17 protein-coding genes and 1 riboswitch are annotated in these 16872 nt (G+C 66.5%); of the genes, 8 read left to right on the top strand and 9 right to left on the bottom strand.

The genetic code is table 11. The annotated features are described in order from the left end of the window. Positions 1-38 precede the first annotated feature (38 nt). On the bottom strand, positions 39-2249 hold the full coding sequence (locus JNO53_RS12410; RefSeq protein ID WP_203111804.1) for an amylo-alpha-1,6-glucosidase: 2211 nt from the start codon (positions 2247-2249) through the stop codon (positions 39-41). A 38-nt stretch (positions 2250-2287) separates the two neighbouring features. After that, positions 2288-3379 carry a glycosyltransferase family 4 protein gene (locus JNO53_RS12405; RefSeq protein ID WP_203111692.1) on the bottom strand — a complete coding sequence of 364 codons (1092 nt, stop codon included), beginning with the start codon at positions 3377-3379 and terminating at the stop codon, positions 2288-2290. Positions 3380-3526: 147 nt separating this feature from the next. Then, positions 3527-3638: riboswitch (TPP riboswitch) on the top strand. Positions 3639-3684: 46 nt separating this feature from the next. On the opposite strand from JNO53_RS12405, the gene thiC reads away from it, so the two are divergent. Beyond that, positions 3685-5541 (top strand): phosphomethylpyrimidine synthase ThiC, encoded by a 1857-nt coding sequence (gene thiC / locus JNO53_RS12400; RefSeq protein ID WP_203111689.1) that lies wholly within the window; start codon positions 3685-3687, stop codon positions 5539-5541. A 74-nt stretch (positions 5542-5615) separates the two neighbouring features. On the opposite strand, the gene JNO53_RS12395 is transcribed toward thiC, so the two are convergent. Both JNO53_RS12395 and JNO53_RS12390 read right to left on the bottom strand, forming a co-directional pair. Then, entirely contained in the window at positions 5616-7178 is a 1563-nt protein-coding gene (locus tag JNO53_RS12395; protein WP_203111687.1) for a P-loop ATPase, Sll1717 family, read from the bottom strand. 58 nt (positions 7179-7236) lie between these two features. Continuing rightward, positions 7237-7407 carry a hypothetical protein gene (locus JNO53_RS12390; RefSeq protein ID WP_203111685.1) on the bottom strand — a complete coding sequence of 57 codons (171 nt, stop codon included), beginning with the start codon at positions 7405-7407 and terminating at the stop codon, positions 7237-7239. A 79-nt stretch (positions 7408-7486) separates the two neighbouring features. Here JNO53_RS12390 and arr point away from each other — a divergent pair, with 79 nt between their 5' ends. Both arr and JNO53_RS12380 read left to right on the top strand, forming a co-directional pair. Next, entirely contained in the window at positions 7487-7897 is a 411-nt protein-coding gene (arr, locus tag JNO53_RS12385; protein ID WP_203111683.1) for an NAD(+)--rifampin ADP-ribosyltransferase, read from the top strand. 57 nt (positions 7898-7954) lie between these two features. Beyond that, on the top strand, positions 7955-8332 hold the full coding sequence (locus tag JNO53_RS12380; RefSeq protein WP_203111681.1) for a VOC family protein: 378 nt from the start codon (positions 7955-7957) through the stop codon (positions 8330-8332). Between the two features lie 39 nt (positions 8333-8371). On the opposite strand, the gene JNO53_RS12375 is transcribed toward JNO53_RS12380, so the two are convergent. Genes JNO53_RS12375 through JNO53_RS12365 form a run of 3 tightly spaced genes read right to left on the bottom strand, consistent with a single transcriptional unit; the run spans position 8372 to position 9764 of the window. Next, positions 8372-8830 carry a pyridoxamine 5'-phosphate oxidase family protein gene (locus JNO53_RS12375; RefSeq protein WP_203111678.1) on the bottom strand — a complete coding sequence of 153 codons (459 nt, stop codon included), beginning with the start codon at positions 8828-8830 and terminating at the stop codon, positions 8372-8374. Positions 8831-8890: 60 nt separating this feature from the next. After that, the gene (locus JNO53_RS12370) at positions 8891-9283 is read right to left on the bottom strand and encodes a GFA family protein (protein ID WP_203111675.1); all 393 of its coding nucleotides are present in this window, start codon (positions 9281-9283) and stop codon (positions 8891-8893) included. 25 nt (positions 9284-9308) lie between these two features. Continuing rightward, positions 9309-9764: a GFA family protein gene (locus JNO53_RS12365; protein ID WP_203111673.1), complete on the bottom strand. Its 456-nt coding sequence runs from the start codon at positions 9762-9764 to the stop codon at positions 9309-9311. A 91-nt stretch (positions 9765-9855) separates the two neighbouring features. Between JNO53_RS12365 and JNO53_RS12360 the strand changes: the two genes are divergently transcribed. The 4 genes from JNO53_RS12360 to JNO53_RS12345 all read left to right on the top strand — a co-directional run bounded on the left by JNO53_RS12360 (position 9856) and on the right by JNO53_RS12345 (position 13147). Then, positions 9856-10155, top strand: coding sequence for a helix-turn-helix domain-containing protein (locus JNO53_RS12360; RefSeq protein ID WP_238401881.1), 300 nt, complete (start codon positions 9856-9858; stop codon positions 10153-10155). 134 nt (positions 10156-10289) lie between these two features. Beyond that, positions 10290-10619: an antibiotic biosynthesis monooxygenase family protein gene (locus JNO53_RS12355; RefSeq protein WP_203111671.1), complete on the top strand. Its 330-nt coding sequence runs from the start codon at positions 10290-10292 to the stop codon at positions 10617-10619. Positions 10620-10711: 92 nt separating this feature from the next. Further along, positions 10712-11296, top strand: a complete 585-nt coding sequence (locus JNO53_RS12350) for a DUF4142 domain-containing protein (RefSeq protein WP_203111669.1) — start codon at positions 10712-10714, stop codon at positions 11294-11296. A 132-nt stretch (positions 11297-11428) separates the two neighbouring features. After that, complete coding sequence (locus JNO53_RS12345) at positions 11429-13147, top strand: sensor domain-containing diguanylate cyclase (RefSeq protein WP_203111667.1); 1719 nt, start codon at positions 11429-11431, stop codon at positions 13145-13147. Here the strand turns inward: JNO53_RS12345 and JNO53_RS12340 are convergent. Continuing rightward, the gene (locus tag JNO53_RS12340) at positions 13144-15489 is read right to left on the bottom strand and encodes a DNA translocase FtsK (RefSeq protein WP_203111665.1); all 2346 of its coding nucleotides are present in this window, start codon (positions 15487-15489) and stop codon (positions 13144-13146) included. The two genes, JNO53_RS12345 and JNO53_RS12340, sit on opposite strands and share 4 nt — an antisense overlap. A 155-nt stretch (positions 15490-15644) precedes the next feature. Beyond that, positions 15645-16184, bottom strand: coding sequence for a thiamine phosphate synthase (locus tag JNO53_RS12335; protein WP_338015356.1), 540 nt, complete (start codon positions 16182-16184; stop codon positions 15645-15647). A 22-nt stretch (positions 16185-16206) separates the two neighbouring features. On the opposite strand from JNO53_RS12335, the gene JNO53_RS12330 reads away from it, so the two are divergent. Beyond that, complete coding sequence (locus tag JNO53_RS12330) at positions 16207-16869, top strand: YggS family pyridoxal phosphate-dependent enzyme (RefSeq protein WP_203111653.1); 663 nt, start codon at positions 16207-16209, stop codon at positions 16867-16869. Positions 16870-16872: the final 3 nt, after the last annotated feature.

Genomic DNA, 16872 nt, shown 5'->3' with positions numbered 1-16872 from the left:
CCGCGCGGGCTGGCCGCCAGACTTGGCCCGGGTCGAGGTCAGACCCGCGCGATCACCCGCACGTCGCCCTCGCGCCTGCGCACGTCGACCAGCACCTTGTTGCCCGAACGGTGCAGCATGATGTCGGCCCGCGCGCCGGCCACGGTCAGGTTGCGCAAGTAGACGTCGTCGAGGAACTGCGGGAGATGCGGCTGGTCGAACAGGATCTCCCGCGCCGCGGCGTCGAGCGAGAGGCCGAGGCTCGACTGGATCAGGAACAGCGGCGCCGCCGCGGCCCAGGCCTGCGGAATGCACGACACCGGATAGAACGTCGGCCCTTGTGCCGGCCGGCGGGAAAAGCCGCAGAACAGCTCGGGCAGGCGGCGCAGGTCGACATAGGTGGAGGCCGCGAACAGCCCTTCGAACACCGCGCTCGCTTCCCGGCGCAGGCCGTAGCGGGCGAGGCCGGCTGCGATGATCGCATTCTCGTGCGGCCAGATCGACCCGTTGTGATAGCTCATCGGGTTGTAGCGCGGCTGGCCGGCGGCGATCGTGCGAATGCCCCAGCCGGAGAACGAGGCCGGCTCCATCAGCGTATGCGCGGTCGGCGGCGCGCGCTCGGGCAGGGCGAGGCCGGTAAACAGCACGTGGCCCGCGTTCGAGGATTTGACCCGGCACGCCCGCTTGCGTCCGTCGAGCGCGGGCACGTACGTCCCCAGCTCCTCGTCGAAGAAATCGCGGTCGAAGCGGTCGCGCAGCGCCCCCGCCTTGGTGCGGTAGGCCTCGGCCCCCTCTTCGTCGCCGAGATCGTACAGCATGGCCGCCGCCGCCTGCCAGGCGCCGTAGACGTAGGCCTGCACTTCGGCGAGTGCGATCGGCCCGACCGCAAGCGATCCGTCGGCGTGGAAGATCGAATCGTGGCTGTCCTTCCAGCCCTGGTTGGCAAGCCCCTCGTCGGTATGGCGGCCGTATTCGACGTAGCCGTCGCCGTCACGGTCGCCGTACCGTTCGATCCAGCCGAGCGCCGCCTCGATGTTCGGCCACAGCGCCTCGATCAGCGCGCCGTCGCCGGTCCGTTCGAGATAGGCGCCGGCGGTCATCACGAACAGCGGGGTGGAATCGATGCTGCCGTAGTAGTGGCGGAACGGGACCTCGCCCAGTTCGGCCATCTCGCCCTGGCGCACTTCGTGCAGGATCTTGCCCGGCTCCGCGTCTGCGACCGGGTCGAACGTGCGCGCCTGATGCGCCGCGAGATAGCGCAGCACGCCGCCCGCAATTTCCGGATCGAGCCACAGGGTCTCGAGCGCGGTGATCAGCGCGTCGCGGCCGAACACCGTGCTGTACCAGGGGATGCCGGCGTAAGGGTATGGGCCGTGGGGCGTCTCCGTCACGAGCATGTAGGTGTCCGCCACGCAGCGCTGGACCGAGCGGTTGAACACCTCGTTCGAAGCCAGGATCGAGGCTGCGCGGGACGAGGAATCGCGCAGTTCGCGCCGCGCGTTGCGATAGGCGCGGATCAGCTCGCGCCGGAGCGAGGTGCCGTCCGCCCCGTCGCCGCAGCTTATCCGCACGATCAATGTCCGGCTGGAGCGCGGTTCGAGCTCGAGCAGGAACCGCGCACGGTTGGCGCCCATCGACTGCGGCGCGGGTTCGAAGCGGATTTCCGTCGCGCGGTGGACCCCGTCGAGCCCGTCGTAGGACAGGCGCACCCTGTCCGGTCCGACGACCGGTTCATGGATCGTCCCGCGCCGCTCCCGCTTGCTCCCGCGCACCTCGAACAGGTCGGCGAAGTCGGCTTCGAAATAGAGCTCCAGCGACAGGGTGTGCGCGGCGCGGTCGTAATTGCCGACCGTCAGCCGCTCGTACATCGCGCCCTGCCACAGGAACCGCACGCGGCGGATGTGGATCAGGTCGTTGCTCAGCGTTCTCTCGCCGCGTGCGTCGGACAGGTCCGGATTGCTGAGGTCGCAGTTGAGCGCGACGTTGTCGTCGCGCAGCGAGGAGCTCAGCAGGATCGGCCGCGCATCGCACAGCGTCAGATGGAAGTGCGAGAGGTAGCGGGTGTCGCGGTGGTAGATGCCCTCCGGACTGCCCGGCCCGGCGATCGCGTCGCCGCTGTGGTCGAACACCGCGAAAGTATCGCCGTGCTTCAGCGTGCGCGGGCGCCGCTCGTGCAGCGAGGACGCGGCGGGAATGGCGAACCGCTCGGGGCATTCCGCCGCCGGTTGGGCTGCCGTGTCGTCCACGCGGGCACTCGCAGATGCGTCCATCCCGTCGTCGCTCCGGTTCATTCGTTCGCTCTTGCCGGTCACGCCAGCGCCGGCAGGCTGGCCTCTCCCATTCCAAGTCGCACCGGCGCGATCTGGGCGCGGGTGCCGCCGAGCTGGCGGTAGATCGTCAGGTAGTCGTTCACCATGCGCTCGGCGGTGAAGCGGCGGTCGAAGGTCTGCCGCACGCGGCGCCGGTCGAGGTGATCGAGCTGGCCGACCGCAGCGACCGCTTCCTCCACGCTGTCGACGATGAAACCCGATTCGCCCTCGTCGATCACTTCGGGTACCGATCCGCAGCGGAAGGCGATCGTCGGCGTGGCGCAGGCCATGGCCTCGATCATGACCAGGCCAAAGGGTTCGGGCCAGTCGATCGGGAACAGCAGCGCGCGCGCGTTGCCGAGGAACTCGGCCTTCTGTCCTTCGCCGATCTCCCCGATATATTCGATGCCCGGATAGGCGCGGATCATCGGGGCGATCGATTCGTCCCAGTAGAGCTGGTCGGCCTTGTCGACCTTGGCCGCGATCTTGAGCTTCATGCCGGTCGCCGCGGCGATGGCGATCGCCCGGTCGGGCCGCTTCTCGGGCGAGATCCGGCCGAGGAAGGCGAGATAGTCGCCAGCGGGGGCGAACGTCGGCTTCAGCAGGTCGGGGGGCAGCCCGTGATGCACTGTGCCCGCCCAGTTGACCGGCGGCAGGGGGCGCCGCTGATCGTTCGAGATCGAGACCAGCGGCAGGTCGCCAAAGGTGCGGTAGTAAGGTTGCAGGTCGGGCAGATCGAGCCGGCCGTGCAGCGTCGTCACGGTCGGCACGCCGAAGTTCCGGACCATCGGCCCGTGGACCAGATCGATGTGGAAGTGGAGGACGTCGAACTCCGCCGCGCGCCGATGCACTTCGTCCAGCAGCACGAGGTGGTGAGGCAGGGGGTCCCTGACCTCCGGGGCGAGCCGCAGGGCGGTTTCGCAAATGGGAACGAGCTCGGCCGTAGTGACCGAATCGGCGCTGGCGAACAGCGTCACCTCGTGGCCCTGCCGTACGAGTTCTTCGGTGATGTACGAGACGATCCGCTCGGTGCCGCCGTAGAGCTTGGGCGGCACGCTTTCCATCAGGGGTGCGATCTGCGCGATCTTCATTCTGCCATGGCTCCTGAGATCAGAGGCCGGAAGGATGCGGGGACGCGCAACCCGCCGGTCGCTCGATCTGGCAATGCGCCTGCCCGGGCCGGGTTCCGCCGGTTGCGACAGACGGCTGGACGGCATGCGACCGATCGCCTAGGTTGCGCGGCATCCCCGGGGAGCCTGTCGCGCAAACGCAGGTTGAGAGCGGAATATGCCGCGACCCGTCGAACCTGATCCCGGTAATACGGGCGGAGGGAGGGTAGCGGCTTTCACGACAGGAAACCCGTGACCTCGCTCCGATTCAACGGAGAGCGAGTTCCATGGCCGACATCAATTCCCAGTTCGAAATCGGAGTCACCACCGGGCCGATCCGCGGCAGCCGGAAGATCCACGTCGGGCCCCGCCGTGTCGCCATGCGCGAGATCGCGCTCGAAGGCGGCGAGGAGCCGGTGCGCGTCTACGACACCTCCGGCCCCTACACCGACCCCGAGGCGCAGATCGACATCCGCAAGGGCCTCCCCGCGCTGCGGCGCGACTGGCAGCTCGCCCGCGGCGACGTCGAGGAATACGAACCGCGCGAAGTCAGGCCGGAAGACAACGGCCAGCTCGGCCCCGACCGCTCCGGCGGCGTCCCTCCGTTCCCGACCGCGCTCCGCAAGCCCCTGCGCGCAAAAGCCGGCGGCAACATCAGCCAGATGCACTACGCCCGCCGCGGCATCATCACGCCCGAAATGGAATATGTCGCCGAGCGCGAGAACCTCGGCCGCGAAATGCTCCGTCAGGAACGCGATGGGCAGAGCTGGGGCGCGGAAATCCCTGACTATGTCACCCCCGAATTCGTCCGGGATGAAGTGGCCCGCGGCCGCGCGATCATACCCTCCAACGTTAACCACCCGGAAGCCGAGCCGATGGCGATCGGCCGCAACTTCCTGGTCAAGATCAACGCCAACATCGGCAACTCCGCCGTCGCCAGCGACGTCGCGAGCGAGGTCGACAAGATGGTCTGGTCGATCCGCTGGGGCGCCGACACCGTCATGGACCTCTCGACGGGGCGCAACATCCACGACACCCGCGAATGGATCATCCGCAACAGCCCCGTCCCCATCGGAACCGTCCCCATCTATCAGGCGCTCGAGAAAGTCGGCGGCATCGCGGAAGACCTCACCTGGGAGATCTTCCGCGACACGCTGATCGAACAGGCCGAGCAGGGCGTCGACTACTTCACGATCCACGCCGGCGTGCGCCTGCCCTACGTCCCGATGACCGCGAAGCGCGTCACCGGCATCGTCAGCCGCGGCGGCTCGATCATGGCCAAGTGGTGCCTCGCGCATCACAAGGAATCGTTCCTCTACGAACGCTTCGACGAGATCACCGAGATCATGAAGGCCTACGACATCGCCTATTCGCTGGGCGACGGCCTGCGCCCCGGCTCCATTGCCGACGCCAACGACGAGGCCCAGTTCGCCGAGCTCTACACCCTCGGCGAGCTGACGAAGCGCGCCTGGGCGCAGGACGTGCAGGTGATGATCGAAGGCCCCGGCCACGTGCCGATGCACAAGATCAAGGAGAACATGGACAAGCAGCTCGAGGCCTGCGGCGAGGCGCCGTTCTACACCCTCGGCCCGCTCGTCACCGACATCGCGCCCGGCTACGACCACATCACCAGCGGCATCGGCGCCGCCCAGATCGGCTGGTACGGCACGGCGATGCTCTGCTACGTCACCCCCAAGGAGCACCTCGGCCTGCCCGATCGCGACGACGTCAAGGTCGGCGTCGTCACCTACAAGCTAGCCGCCCACGCCGCGGACCTGGCGAAAGGCCACCCCGCCGCCAAGGTCCGCGACGACGCCCTGTCCAAAGCCCGCTTCGAATTCCGCTGGCGCGACCAGTTCAACCTCAGCCTCGACCCCGACACCGCCGAGCAATACCACGACCAGACCCTCCCGGCGGAAGGCGCCAAGACCGCCCACTTCTGCTCGATGTGCGGACCCAAGTTCTGCTCGATGAAGATCACGCAGGAAGTGCGGGACTTCGCGGCGAAGCAGAACTCGGAGAGCTATCTGGCGGCGACCGCGCCTGTCGAGGGGGCGGAAGAGGGGATGGAGGAGATGAGCCGGGTGTACCACGAAACTGGGCGCGAACTATACATCGGTCAGGGTGATCGGGGCCGCACTTGACGCTACTCCAAATAGTCAAATAAATGGGTGTACTTGGCGATAGAGCGAGATCACAGACCTGACTACAAGCCACGCTAGACGAACGGCAACTGCAACTCTTTTTTCAGGGACTCGTGGACTTGAAATTCCTTTCCTGGAATTGCTTCGTAATGGTCTCGAAACATCCATCGGTTTCGAGGCACCCATCGCTTACCCTCTCTAACCGAAAATACATTCCCGATCGCCCCCAAGCGATACATCACGTCAAGAATATCCAAGCTATTCGGATGCTTTTGCATCAGATCCTTCACTCGAGCGTCTTGAGCGGCCATTGCTTGAAATCTAGTCTCAAAAACTCGGGGTGAAAACTTAGGACGAAAACCCATAAAGAGAACCTTAATTGCACGCACCTCATTGGAGGTGAATTCTCCCAAAAGGCCTTCCTCGATTTCCGTCCAGCACCTCTGAGAGAATTCAGGTTGGCTTTGTTCAATAGCCTCTTTTGAAAGCGATGTTGCTCCCGCCTCTTTTTTCTTAGCAATTCCAAGTAATGTAACTAGATTTCGTGGCTTGAACATAGAGATATCGAGCAGGTACTGTTGAATAGTTCTCCCGAATATCTTTGCTGGGAAGTAGCTGGCCCAAATATTTTCTGTTGGCAGCTCGTCTAATTCAATTTCAGAAAATTTTATCTTGTTCTCAACAATTTCGAGTATTGGCTGGGCGATGGCGTCAGCTTTAACGTTCCAATGGACGCGTATGCCGCGATCCTGTACGTCACGGCTAATCTCGGGACCCTCTCTGTTGACCTCGTGAAGGACCTCCGATCTTACGGACGCGATTACGGAAAACGAAGCGCTTGATTGTCCGAAGGCGACGTTCGCTCGATTAACGGCATACAGCAGGTCACGAATTAAAAAAAGGTCACGCTCTTTTTGGTCTATTCGGTTCCAGAATAACTCCAATTCGTCAAACAAAAGAGCTACCCTATCTTTGATATTTAATTTAATCTCCGGTAAATATCTCTCTACTATATCAATTATTTCAATATCACTGTTTTCAATATCATCCTTGAGGGCTTCTACTTCTGCCCCCATTTCAGCAGTAAACGGCCCTGATTTAACGCCGGCTTTAGCAAAAGCTTTAATCCTTTTTGACGACAGGTCAGTCAATACGCTTGTCGATATTTCTTGTTTAACCCCGAGTAAGGCTTTTATTCCTTCCACGGTGCTCCAGCCTGAGAGTACCATGCTCTTCTCGACCAGACGGAATATATTTCGGTAAATGTACCATAGCCAGTTAATTTTATAATCGTATTCGCGGAACTTTATTTCCCCTTGATCTTCGAACACAATATCACCGCCTAAAGCGATTTTCTGCCTTTCTCTTTCAGTCACACTAGATTTGAAGAGAATTGTCTTAGTTCTCGCACCGGAGTCTTCAAATCTCTTTCTTACATGGAGCAATAAGGCCGTCTTTCCGCAGCCTTTCTGGCCGTAGATAAAGCACTTGGCACCCGTAATGAGAGCGTCGGGATTGACCTCCGGAGGAATGCGGAACGAATTATGAAAGACAGATGATCCGAGACGATCCTGTTGAATCACTTCGTTCTTTGCGTCGATTTCACCGAATTCAATTTTTGCAACTTCGACGGTCATCGCTTTCCCTCCGTTTTGACAGGGAATATGTCGAAAAGTGAATTTTGAAAATAGACTTTCAGCACGACCGCCGCCTTAATATCGCCGTCACCGCGTCGCGCGCCGGGGCGCAGTCGCCTGCATGATTCCCCGAGCCCTGGTATTCGAGCGCGTCGCCGATCGCCAGCACGATCAGCAGGGCCACAGGCCGGTCGAGCAAGAAATTCACCGTCTCCATGACGAACAGCATCGCGCCAATACTTTGACGATTGGTGAAGCGCGAAGCGCAGCCCTCTTGCCCCAGAGCCGCCTTCGTTTCACATGGCCCCATGACCTACGCCGCCAACGCCACCGGCCCCTTCTACCACGGCACCCGCGCCGATCTCGCGCCGGGGGACCTGCTCGCGCCGGGCTTCACCTCCAACTACGCGGACCGCAAGCTGTCGTGGATCTACTTCTCCGGCACGCTCGACGCGGCGACGTGGGGGTGCGAACTGGCCAAGGGCGAGGGCCGGGAGCGCATCTATATCGTCGAGCCGACCGGGGCGTTCGAGGACGATCCGAACCTCACCGACAAGCGCTTCCCGGGCAACCCGACCGAGTCCTACCGCTCGCGCGAACCGCTCCGCATTGTCGGCGAGGTCGAGCAGTGGGAGCCGCATCCGCCCGAGCGGCTGGCGGAGATGAAGGCCGCCCTCGCGCGGATGGAGGCCGAGGGCGGGGCCGAGATCATCGACTGAGCGTGCCGTCCCGGCGACGGGGCCGGAAACCCGCGCCCCCTCGCGCGTTCCCTCGCCATGCTCAGTCACGTCTCCCTCGGCACCAGTGACGCGGCGCGCGCGGCGGCGTTCTACGATCCGGTCCTCGCGGTGCTCGGCATCGGCAAGGGCAAGCGGCGCGGCGGATCGGTCGACTACAGCGCGGCGACGATCGGCTTCAGCCTCGAACAGCCGGTCGACGGCGAGCCTGCGAGCGTCGGCAACGGCGTGCACGTCGCCTTCATCGCGGAGAGCCGCGCGGCGGTCGAGGCGTTCCACCGCGTCGCGCTCGCCCACGGCGGCAGCGATGCGGGCGCGCCGGGCCTGAGGCCGGAGTACGACGCGAACTACTACGGCGCCTTCGTGCGCGATCCCGACGGCAACAAGATCGAGGCGGTCTGCTTCATGGCCAGGTGAGCGGTCCTCCGCACCGGACCGAAGCTGGCCACCGCCGGTCTAGGCGCCGGCCCCCGCGCGGAGGGGGACTTCGCCTTCGTCCTCCCCGTCCCAGTAATGGATGCGCCGGGCCGCCACTTCCAGCATCCGCAGGCCCGGCGTGTCGGTGCCCTGCTCGAACCAGCGGTCGAGCCCGGGCGTCCAGTGTTCCTCGAAGCGGGCCTTGTCGCGCACCACGCGCGCCTCGCCCTCGACATGGATGAACAGGCCCGGCTTGCCGACGATACCGAGCACCCCGGCCTTGCCCTGATAGGTCAGCCCGACCGAGGGATCGCGTTCGATGTCGTCGATCATGCGGGTGTCCTCGCAGGTGAAGAAGCGGCTGGTGCCCTCGTACTCCACCTCGCGGTTGTTGCTCATCGGCCGGCCGCCGATCGCGCCGTCCTGCGCCCGGGTCACCAGCATGCAGTAATCGATGTCCTTCATCGCTTCGGATATGTCCGCCAGGGTCTTGCTCACGCGTGTCTCTCCTCGAGCCGTCCATCGGGGCAAGCGGACGAGCGGGCCCGTGGTTCCGGGCTAGTCCTCGAACCGGCCTTCGCCTTCCCGGTCGCGCTCGTACCGCCGCGCCAGCGGAAACGGCGGCAGCCAGGCTTCGCGGCGGACAGTCCAGCTTTCGTAAGTCGGGGCGAACTGGTCGGGGGCGTCGAGCGCGCCCAGGTGGACCTCGATCTCGTCCTCGAAGCGGGCGAAGACCGACGATCCGCAGCGCGGGCAGAAATGGCGGCCCTGCCATTCGCCGGTCTCGCCCTCGACCGCGACCGCGTCCGCCGGGAAGATCGCCGCGGCGTAGAACAGGCTGCCGGAGTGCTTGCGGCAGTCGAGGCAGTGGCACAGGCCCACGCGCCAGGGGCGCCCCGCCGCCGCGAGCCGCACCGCGCCGCACAGGCAGCCGCCGGTGAACTGGTCCATGCCGCGCTCCTTTCGAAACGGCCCGTCAGCCGAAGTCGTATCCGCCTTCCTTGGCCTCGGCCATGACTTCGGCGCCGGTCTTCCTGGTGCTGTCGGCGGCGAGCTCGGCGTAGGGCGGCATTTCGTCGACGAAGATCTCCTCGTCGATCCCCCAGTCGGCGGGGAGGTCGAACAGGCCGGCGGTGAAGGAGACGGTTCCGGCCGGGACGAAGCGGTACCACAGGTTGCTGCCGCATTCGGTGCAGCTCGCGCGCTCGGCCCATTCGGAGGAGCGGTAACTGCGCACCGCGCCTTCGCCCTCCAGCGTGTAGTCGGCCTCCGTCACTCCGTGGAGCGAGAAGAACGGGCCGCCCGACCACTGCCGGCACATGTCGCAGTGGCACACGTCGACGCCCGGCTTCACGCGCGCAAGCCGGATCGTGACGGCGCCGCACAGGCACTGGCCCTTGAGCGGCGGATCGAGGGTAACGGGGTCGGCCATCGGTCACTCCTTCTGCGCGTTCGGGCTAGCGCCGGGGCGCGGGGCGGAAAAGACTTTCCTACACGCCGGCGCTTGTGCCTTAGACTACCCGATGACGCACGAATCGATCCCTCCGCCCGCCGCAGCCTCCCGCGCCGCCCCCGGTTCGGGCCGCCGCCCCAACGCCGACTATCGCTGGACCCCGCGCAAGGCGATGGCCTTCCTCGACCTGCTCGCCGCGGGGGAGAGCGTGGCCGCCGCCGCGCGCAGGCTGGGGATGAGCCGCCAGTCCGCCTACCGCCTGCGCGAGCGGGCCGGCGGATACTTCGCGCAAGGCTGGGACCTCGCCCGGCGCGCCGGCCACGTGCGGCGGGCGGTGGAGCGCGAGCGGAGTGGCGGTGGCGCAAGGTGACAGGTCCTCGCCGCAAGGTGACAGGCCTTTTCGCAAGGTGACACCGGGCCCTGGAACCGTGTCGCATCTGTCAACACTCCCGCCGGAACGCTCCGCTCGCGGCGCGGGTTGGTGAGGGACGAGAGGAGACCGAAATGTTCGTCGCCGCCTACTGGTGGAAGGTCCATCCGGGCAAGGAAGAGCAGTTCCGCACCGCCTGGCGCCGCGGGACCGAGCTCATCACGGAGAAGTACGGCTCGCTCGGCTCGCGCCTCCACTGGGACGAGCGGGAGCGCCGCTTCGTCGGCGTCGCCGAATGGCCCGACCGCGCGACCTGGCAGGCGGCCTACGATGCGAAGATGGTCTACGACGATCCCGCAACCCGCGCCGCATTCGTCGATGCCATCGCCGACACAGCGGACGAGCCGCTGCTGCTGATGGAGGTGACCGACGACCTGCTGGAGCGCGCTCCTAACCCAGGTTAAAACCTTGCTGCAGCATGAAAAATTCCCCTTCCCGGGTGGAACATCCCCCCGTGCGCCGGATTGATCTTCGACTCTGGAGAAGGAGCATCGAGATGAAGCACACTGCATTCCTCGCGCTCGCCGGCGCGCTCGCCCTGACCGCCTGCGGCGATGCCGCCGACGAGACGACCACCGATCCCAACGCCGACCTGACCGTGAACGACACCGCCAATGATGCGATGACCCCGCCCGCCGGCCAAGTAGCGATGCCGTCGAGCCCGCAGGAGTTCGTCGACATGGCCGCCGCCAGCGACATGTTCGAGGTCGAGTCCGCCAGGCTGGCGCAGGAGATGGGCTCCGCGCAGGCCGTCAAGGATTTCGCCGCGATGATGATCGAGGACCACACGGCCTCGAGCGAGAGCCTGAAGTCCGCCGCCGCCGGAGCCGAGCCAGCGCTGACGGTCGCGCCCGAGCTCACCGCCGACCAGCAGGCCCAGCTCGACGATCTGCGCCAGGCCGGAGACCGCTTCGACGCGGTCTACGCGCAGCAGCAGGTGGCGGCGCACGAGAAGGCACTGGCGCTGCTGCAAGGCTACGCCGGCAGCGGCGGGCCGGAGGCGCTCACCAGCTTTGCGAGCGAGACGGCCACAGTGGTCGAGGGGCACCTCGATCACGCGCGCGGCCTATCGGCCAACTAGGCCGCGCCCGCTCCGTGGCGGTGGAACACGGCGCCGAGCAAGCTCGCGCCGCCGCTCCCCGCACGGTTCCAGGCGCCGGCCAGCCGCCGGAGTTTAAGGCGAAGATAATATTTGTTGCATACCGCGCGCGTCATGCTTCGACGTGCGCTTCAGGGTCTGTTGGCGATCGCGGCCGCCGCGCTGGCGCTGCTGGCCGCTTCTGCGGCCCATGCGCAGCCGATCGCGCCCGCGTGCCAGGCTACGGCGGCGGTGTCGTCCGATCCCGCGGGTCGCGGGGCGAGCCCGCCCGCCTGGCGCTGCGACGGGAGCATCGCCGACTACCGCGCGCCGCGGGCGCTGCTTCGCTTCGACCTCCCGCAGACGGGCGAGCGGCCGGTCTACTTCACGACGCGGGCGAGCACCTTTGGCGGGATCGTGATCTCCGTCGTGGATCGCGGAGGCGCGGTGCGCAGCGTTCGATATGGCATGGACGATGCGCAACTGATCGGCAGCGGGCTGAACTTCGTCCTGCCGCTGCCGGCGATCACCCCGAATTCGGATCGCGTCGTCGTCGCGATCGACGAGGCATGGGTCGCGCCGGTCGTGTCGGACGGCCGCCTCGTGGCCTCGCCCGACGATATCCGCTGGCCGCTCGAGACCATGCTCGCGCTTGCCGCGATCTGCGGCCTGCTGTGCATGCCGCTGCTGTTCGATCTCGCGTTCTACCGCATTCTCAAGGCGCCATTCCTGCTCTGGCACCTGCTGTCGGTCTTCGGAATGCTGGCGCTGACGCTCGTCTCCTCGGGACTGGTGCTGCACCTTGCGGACCTGACGCTATGGCAGGTTTCCATGCTTCTGCCGCTGACCTCGTCCATCGGGGTGGGGGCCGCGGCGGTCTTCGCGGCGGACCTGTTCGAGAAGGGGTGCCTGCCCGAACGCACGCGCTGGCTCCTGCGCTGTTTCGCCGGGATCACCGCGGCGACCTCGCTTGCCCAGGCCACCAGGATTCCCCTGCTCCGCGAGCATGGGTCGGATGTCTTCTACTTTGCGTTCGTGCCGCTGATCGCGCTGTTCTGCGTGGCGCTGGGGCAGGCGATCCTGCGCGGCAGCCGGGCCGCGCGCTACCAGTTCGTCGCCTGCATGCCGATCTGGACCGTCGCGCTCCAGCGGATATTCACCAACCTCGGCTTCGGCGACGCGCCGCAGGACCAGATCTTCGCCTTCAGCGCGGCGGTCGCGTTCCAGCTCGTCGTCACATCGCTCGGCGCGGCGGACCGCTTCATGATCCTCAAGGACGAGCGTGACCGCGCCCGTGCGCAATCGCTCGCGATGGAAGCCATGGCCGAGCGCGACCCGCTCACGGGCCTGCTCAACCGCCGTGCAATCGAGGCCCGCTTCGCGGAGCTCCAGCGGCAGGGTTTCGACACGATGGCGCTGATCGATCTCGATCACTTCAAGCGCGTGAACGACACGCACGGCCATCAGGTGGGGGACGACGTGCTGCGCGTCTGCGCCGGCGTGCTCCGCGCCGACGGCGATCGCGACGCGATCGCGCTGCGGCTGGGCGGCGAGGAATTCATGCTGCTGCTGCGCGGGCCGGGAACACGCCAGCGCGCCGAGCATCTGCGGCGCGCGATCACCCAGCGCGTCGCGGCGAGCATCGAAGGCCTCGAAGCGCCCGTCACGGCGAGCATGGGGGTCATCGAAATGCCGCGCGAGGGGCTGGAGGCGACGAGCTTCGCCGACCTCTACGCCCGGGCCGACAAGCTGCTCTACGATGCCAAGGAAGCGGGGCGCAACCGCACGATGTACGAGCGCCTGACGCTGTTCGGCGGCGGCGAACGCGCGGGGCGCAGCGCGGCCGTTGCCTAGAGCGGGTTGCCGTCGCGGTCGCGGTAGATTTCGCGGCGGCCGACGTGGTTGGCGGGACCGACCAGCCCGTCCTCCTCCATGCGTTCGATCCACTTGGCGGCGGTGTTGTAGCCGACGCCCATCTGGCGCTGGAGCCACGATCCGCTGGCTTTCTGGTTCTCGAACACGATCTGGCACGCCTGGCGGTACTTGCGCTCGTCCGGGTTGTCGCTCGCGGTCAGCTCGTCGTCGAAACTGAAGCCGCCGTCTTCCGGCTCCTCGGTGACGGCATCGACATATTCGGGCTTGCCCTGCGCGCGCCAGTGATCGGCCACGGCCTCGACTTCCTCGTCCGAGACGAACGGGCCGTGGACGCGCACCATCGCGCCGCTGGATGGTTTGTAGAGCATGTCGCCCTTGCCCAGCAGTTGCTCCGCGCCCTGCTCGCCCAGGATCGTGCGGCTGTCGATCCGGCTGGTGACGTGGAAGCTGATGCGAGTCGGGAGGTTCGCCTTGATCACGCCGGTGATGACGTCGACCGAGGGGCGCTGGGTGGCCATGATCAGGTGGATGCCGGCCGCGCGGCTCTTCTGCGAAAGGCGCTGGATCAGCACCTCGATCTCCTTGCCGACGGTGACCATGAGGTCGGCCAGCTCGTCGACGATCAGCACGATCTGCGGCAGCGGCGCGTAGTCGAGCTGCTCTTCCTCGTAGAGCTCCTCGCCGGTCTCGGGATCGAATCCGGTCTGCACCCGGCGGCCGAGCGGCTTGCCCTTGGCGATCGCGGCCTTCACCCGCTCGTTGAACGAGTTGATGTTGCGCGAGTTGATCGAGCTCATCATGCGGTAGCGCCGCTCCATCTCCTCGACCGCCCACTTGAGCGCGCGGACCGACTTGTGCGGCTCCGTCACCACGGGACTGAGCAAATGCGGGATGTCGTCGTAGCTCTTGAGCTCGAGCACCTTGGGATCGACCAGGATCATCCGGCACTCTTCGGGCGTGAAGCGGTAGAGCAGGCTGAGCAGGATGCAGTTGAGCCCGACCGACTTGCCCGAACCGGTCGTGCCCGCGACGAGCAGATGCGGCATCGCAGCCAGATCGGCGACGATCGGCTCGCCCGCGATATCCTTGCCCAGGATGATCGGCAGGTTGCCCTTGGCATTGGCGAAGGCCTCGCATGCGGCGAGTTCCTTGAACGCGACGGTCTGGCGGTGCGCGTTGGGCAGTTCGATGCCCATCACCGTCTTGCCCGGGATCGGGCTGACGCGGGCGCTGATCGCGCTCATGTTGCGGGCGATATCCTCGGCCAGACCGACCACGCGGCTCGCCTTGATGCCGGGTGCGGGCTCGAGCTCGTACATCGTCACCACCGGGCCGGTGCGGACCGCGGTGATCTCGCCCTTGACGTTGAAGTCGTCGAGCACGGTTTCGAGCAGGCGCGCGTTGCGCTCGAGCGCGAGCTTGTCGAGCTTGGGGCCCTTGTCCGTGGGCGGCTCCTCGAGGATGTCGAGGCTCGGCAACTCGTAGGCGGCGAACATGTCGCGCTGGGCGGGCTTGGCCAGCGTCGCCTTCTTCGGCGGTGCAGTGCGCTCCGCGATCTCCGGGCTGCGGCGTGGCGGCGAGGCGGTTTCCCCGGCGTCCTCTTCCTCGTCCATGGAGGGCCTGGCTTTGGCCTGCCGCCGCTGCTTCGGCAGGAAGGGGATGTCTCGGTGCGGTAGCGCGGGCGCACGCTTGAGGAACATCGGCAGGGTCAGCAGGGCGCGCCAGTCGATCGCGAAGACGCGGGTCAGCAGCGCAACGCCCAGCGCGAGGCTCGCCAGCGCGATGCCGAGGATCGCCCAGCCCTGGGCGCCTTCCGGCAGGCGACCGGCAATTCCCTCGACCGCCGCCGCGCCGAGCAGCCCGGTGATGCCGCCCATCGAGGCGGGCAGGGCCCAACCCGGACCCTCGAACGCGAGCGCAAGGACGGTCGAGACCAGGACCATGGCCAGCAGCAACATGCCCACCGGGCGCAGCCAGTGCGTATCGGTATCGCGATCCTCCTCTTCGACGTCGCGCCAGAGCTTGCGCGCGCCGACGTAGAGCAAGGGGAGCAGGAGCACGGCGCTGAGGCCGAACAGGAACAGGGCGCGCTCCGCAGCCCAGGCCCCGCTCGCGCCCATCCAGTTGGCGATGTCGGTGCCGGAAGCGGCGGTGGAGGGGCTCGGGTCGGTGTGCGTGTAACTGACCAGGGCCAGCGTCAGGAACACCGCGGCGGCGAACAGCACGACTGCGCCCGCCATTTGCGCGGCACGGCGCAGCGAACGCCGCAACGCGGCGCGCCAGTCTGCTGTCGGCGATTTCCCGATCGCGCGGGTGGCCATCTCGTTCCCCTGCTTCCCGTGAGCCGCCATCATGCGCCGGGGTAGACTCCCGCGTCAAGAATCCTGCGGCAGAGCGCTTGTTTAACCGCCGTGGTTTGCATCCCGAGGGGAGGGGCGTCGCGGGCCGCGATCCCGGTTTTCTCCGGGACGGACAGTCACGAGAGCCCGTCGATGGCCGCCCAGCGCGGCCAGCCGAGTTCCTGCGCGCGCACCGGGGTCATTCCCCCGAGCGCGATCACGGGCATCTGGGCGAGCGTCGCCAGAACGTGGAAGCGTTCGAGGCCGAGCGCCTGAGCGTCCGGGTGCGAGCGGGTCGCGAAGACCGGTGAGAGCATCACGGCGTCGGCACCGATCGCGTTGGCCGCTTCGATCTCGGCGCGGCCGTGCGCGGTGGCGATCCGCAGTGCCGGTCCGGGTCCGATGCCGCCGGGCGGACCGTAGAGACCGCCCGCGCCCCAGCGCTCCGCCTCGCCTGGGGTGCCGGAAAGGATCACCGCATGCCCGCATTCCCGCGCGATCTTCGCCAGATCGTCGAACCGCCGCCGCCGTGCCTCGGGCGCAAGGTGGTAGTGACGGAAGACGAAACCCGAGCCCCGCGGCAGCGCGCGCAGCGCCTGCTCCAGCCGCGCGTCGTTGCGCACATCGGAGAGCAGCCACAGGTCGGGCAGGGGCTCACGGGTCTGGCGTCGGGGCACGCGGACGCTATAGCGCGGCACGATGGAAAACCCAGAGACCCCGCTCGAACAGGTCCGTGCGAACATCGCGAAGGCGTGCACGGTTGCGCGGCGCAAGCCCGAGGAAGTCACGCTCGTTGCGGTGAGCAAGACGCACCCGGCCGAAGCCATCGAGCCGCTGCTGCGGCAGGGGCAACGCGCGTTCGGAGAGAACCGCGTGCAGGAGGCGCAGGGCAAATGGCCGGCGCTCCGCGAGGCGAACCCGGCGGTGCAGCTCCATCTCATCGGGCAGCTTCAGTCGAACAAGGCGGACGAGGCCGTCGCGCTGTTCGACGTCATCCATTCGCTCGACCGGCCAAGCCTCGTGAAGGCGCTCGCGCGGGCGATGGACAAGGCGGACAAGCGCGTGCCGTGCTTCGTCCAGATCAACATCGGCGGCGAGGCGCAGAAGGGCGGCTGCCCGATCGGAGACCTGCCGGAACTGCTGAAGCAGGCTGGCGAGGCCGAAATCCCGGTCGCCGGGCTCATGTGCATTCCGCCCCTCGAAATCGAACCCGCCCCGTTCTTCGCCCTGCTCGACAAGCTCGCCCGCGATCACGGGCTGGCCGGGCGCAGCATGGGCATGAGTGGCGATTACGAGACCGCCATCATGCTCGGCGCGACCCACGTACGGGTGGGCACGGCGCTGTTCGGCGAACGAATGTAAAAA

It is taken from the genome of Altererythrobacter sp. C41, assembly GCF_016803135.1.
Taxonomy (GTDB): Bacteria; Pseudomonadota; Alphaproteobacteria; order Sphingomonadales; family Sphingomonadaceae; genus Pelagerythrobacter.
The sequence above is the reverse complement of the archived record's forward strand: the minus strand, read 5'-3'. Positions and strand labels throughout refer to the sequence as shown.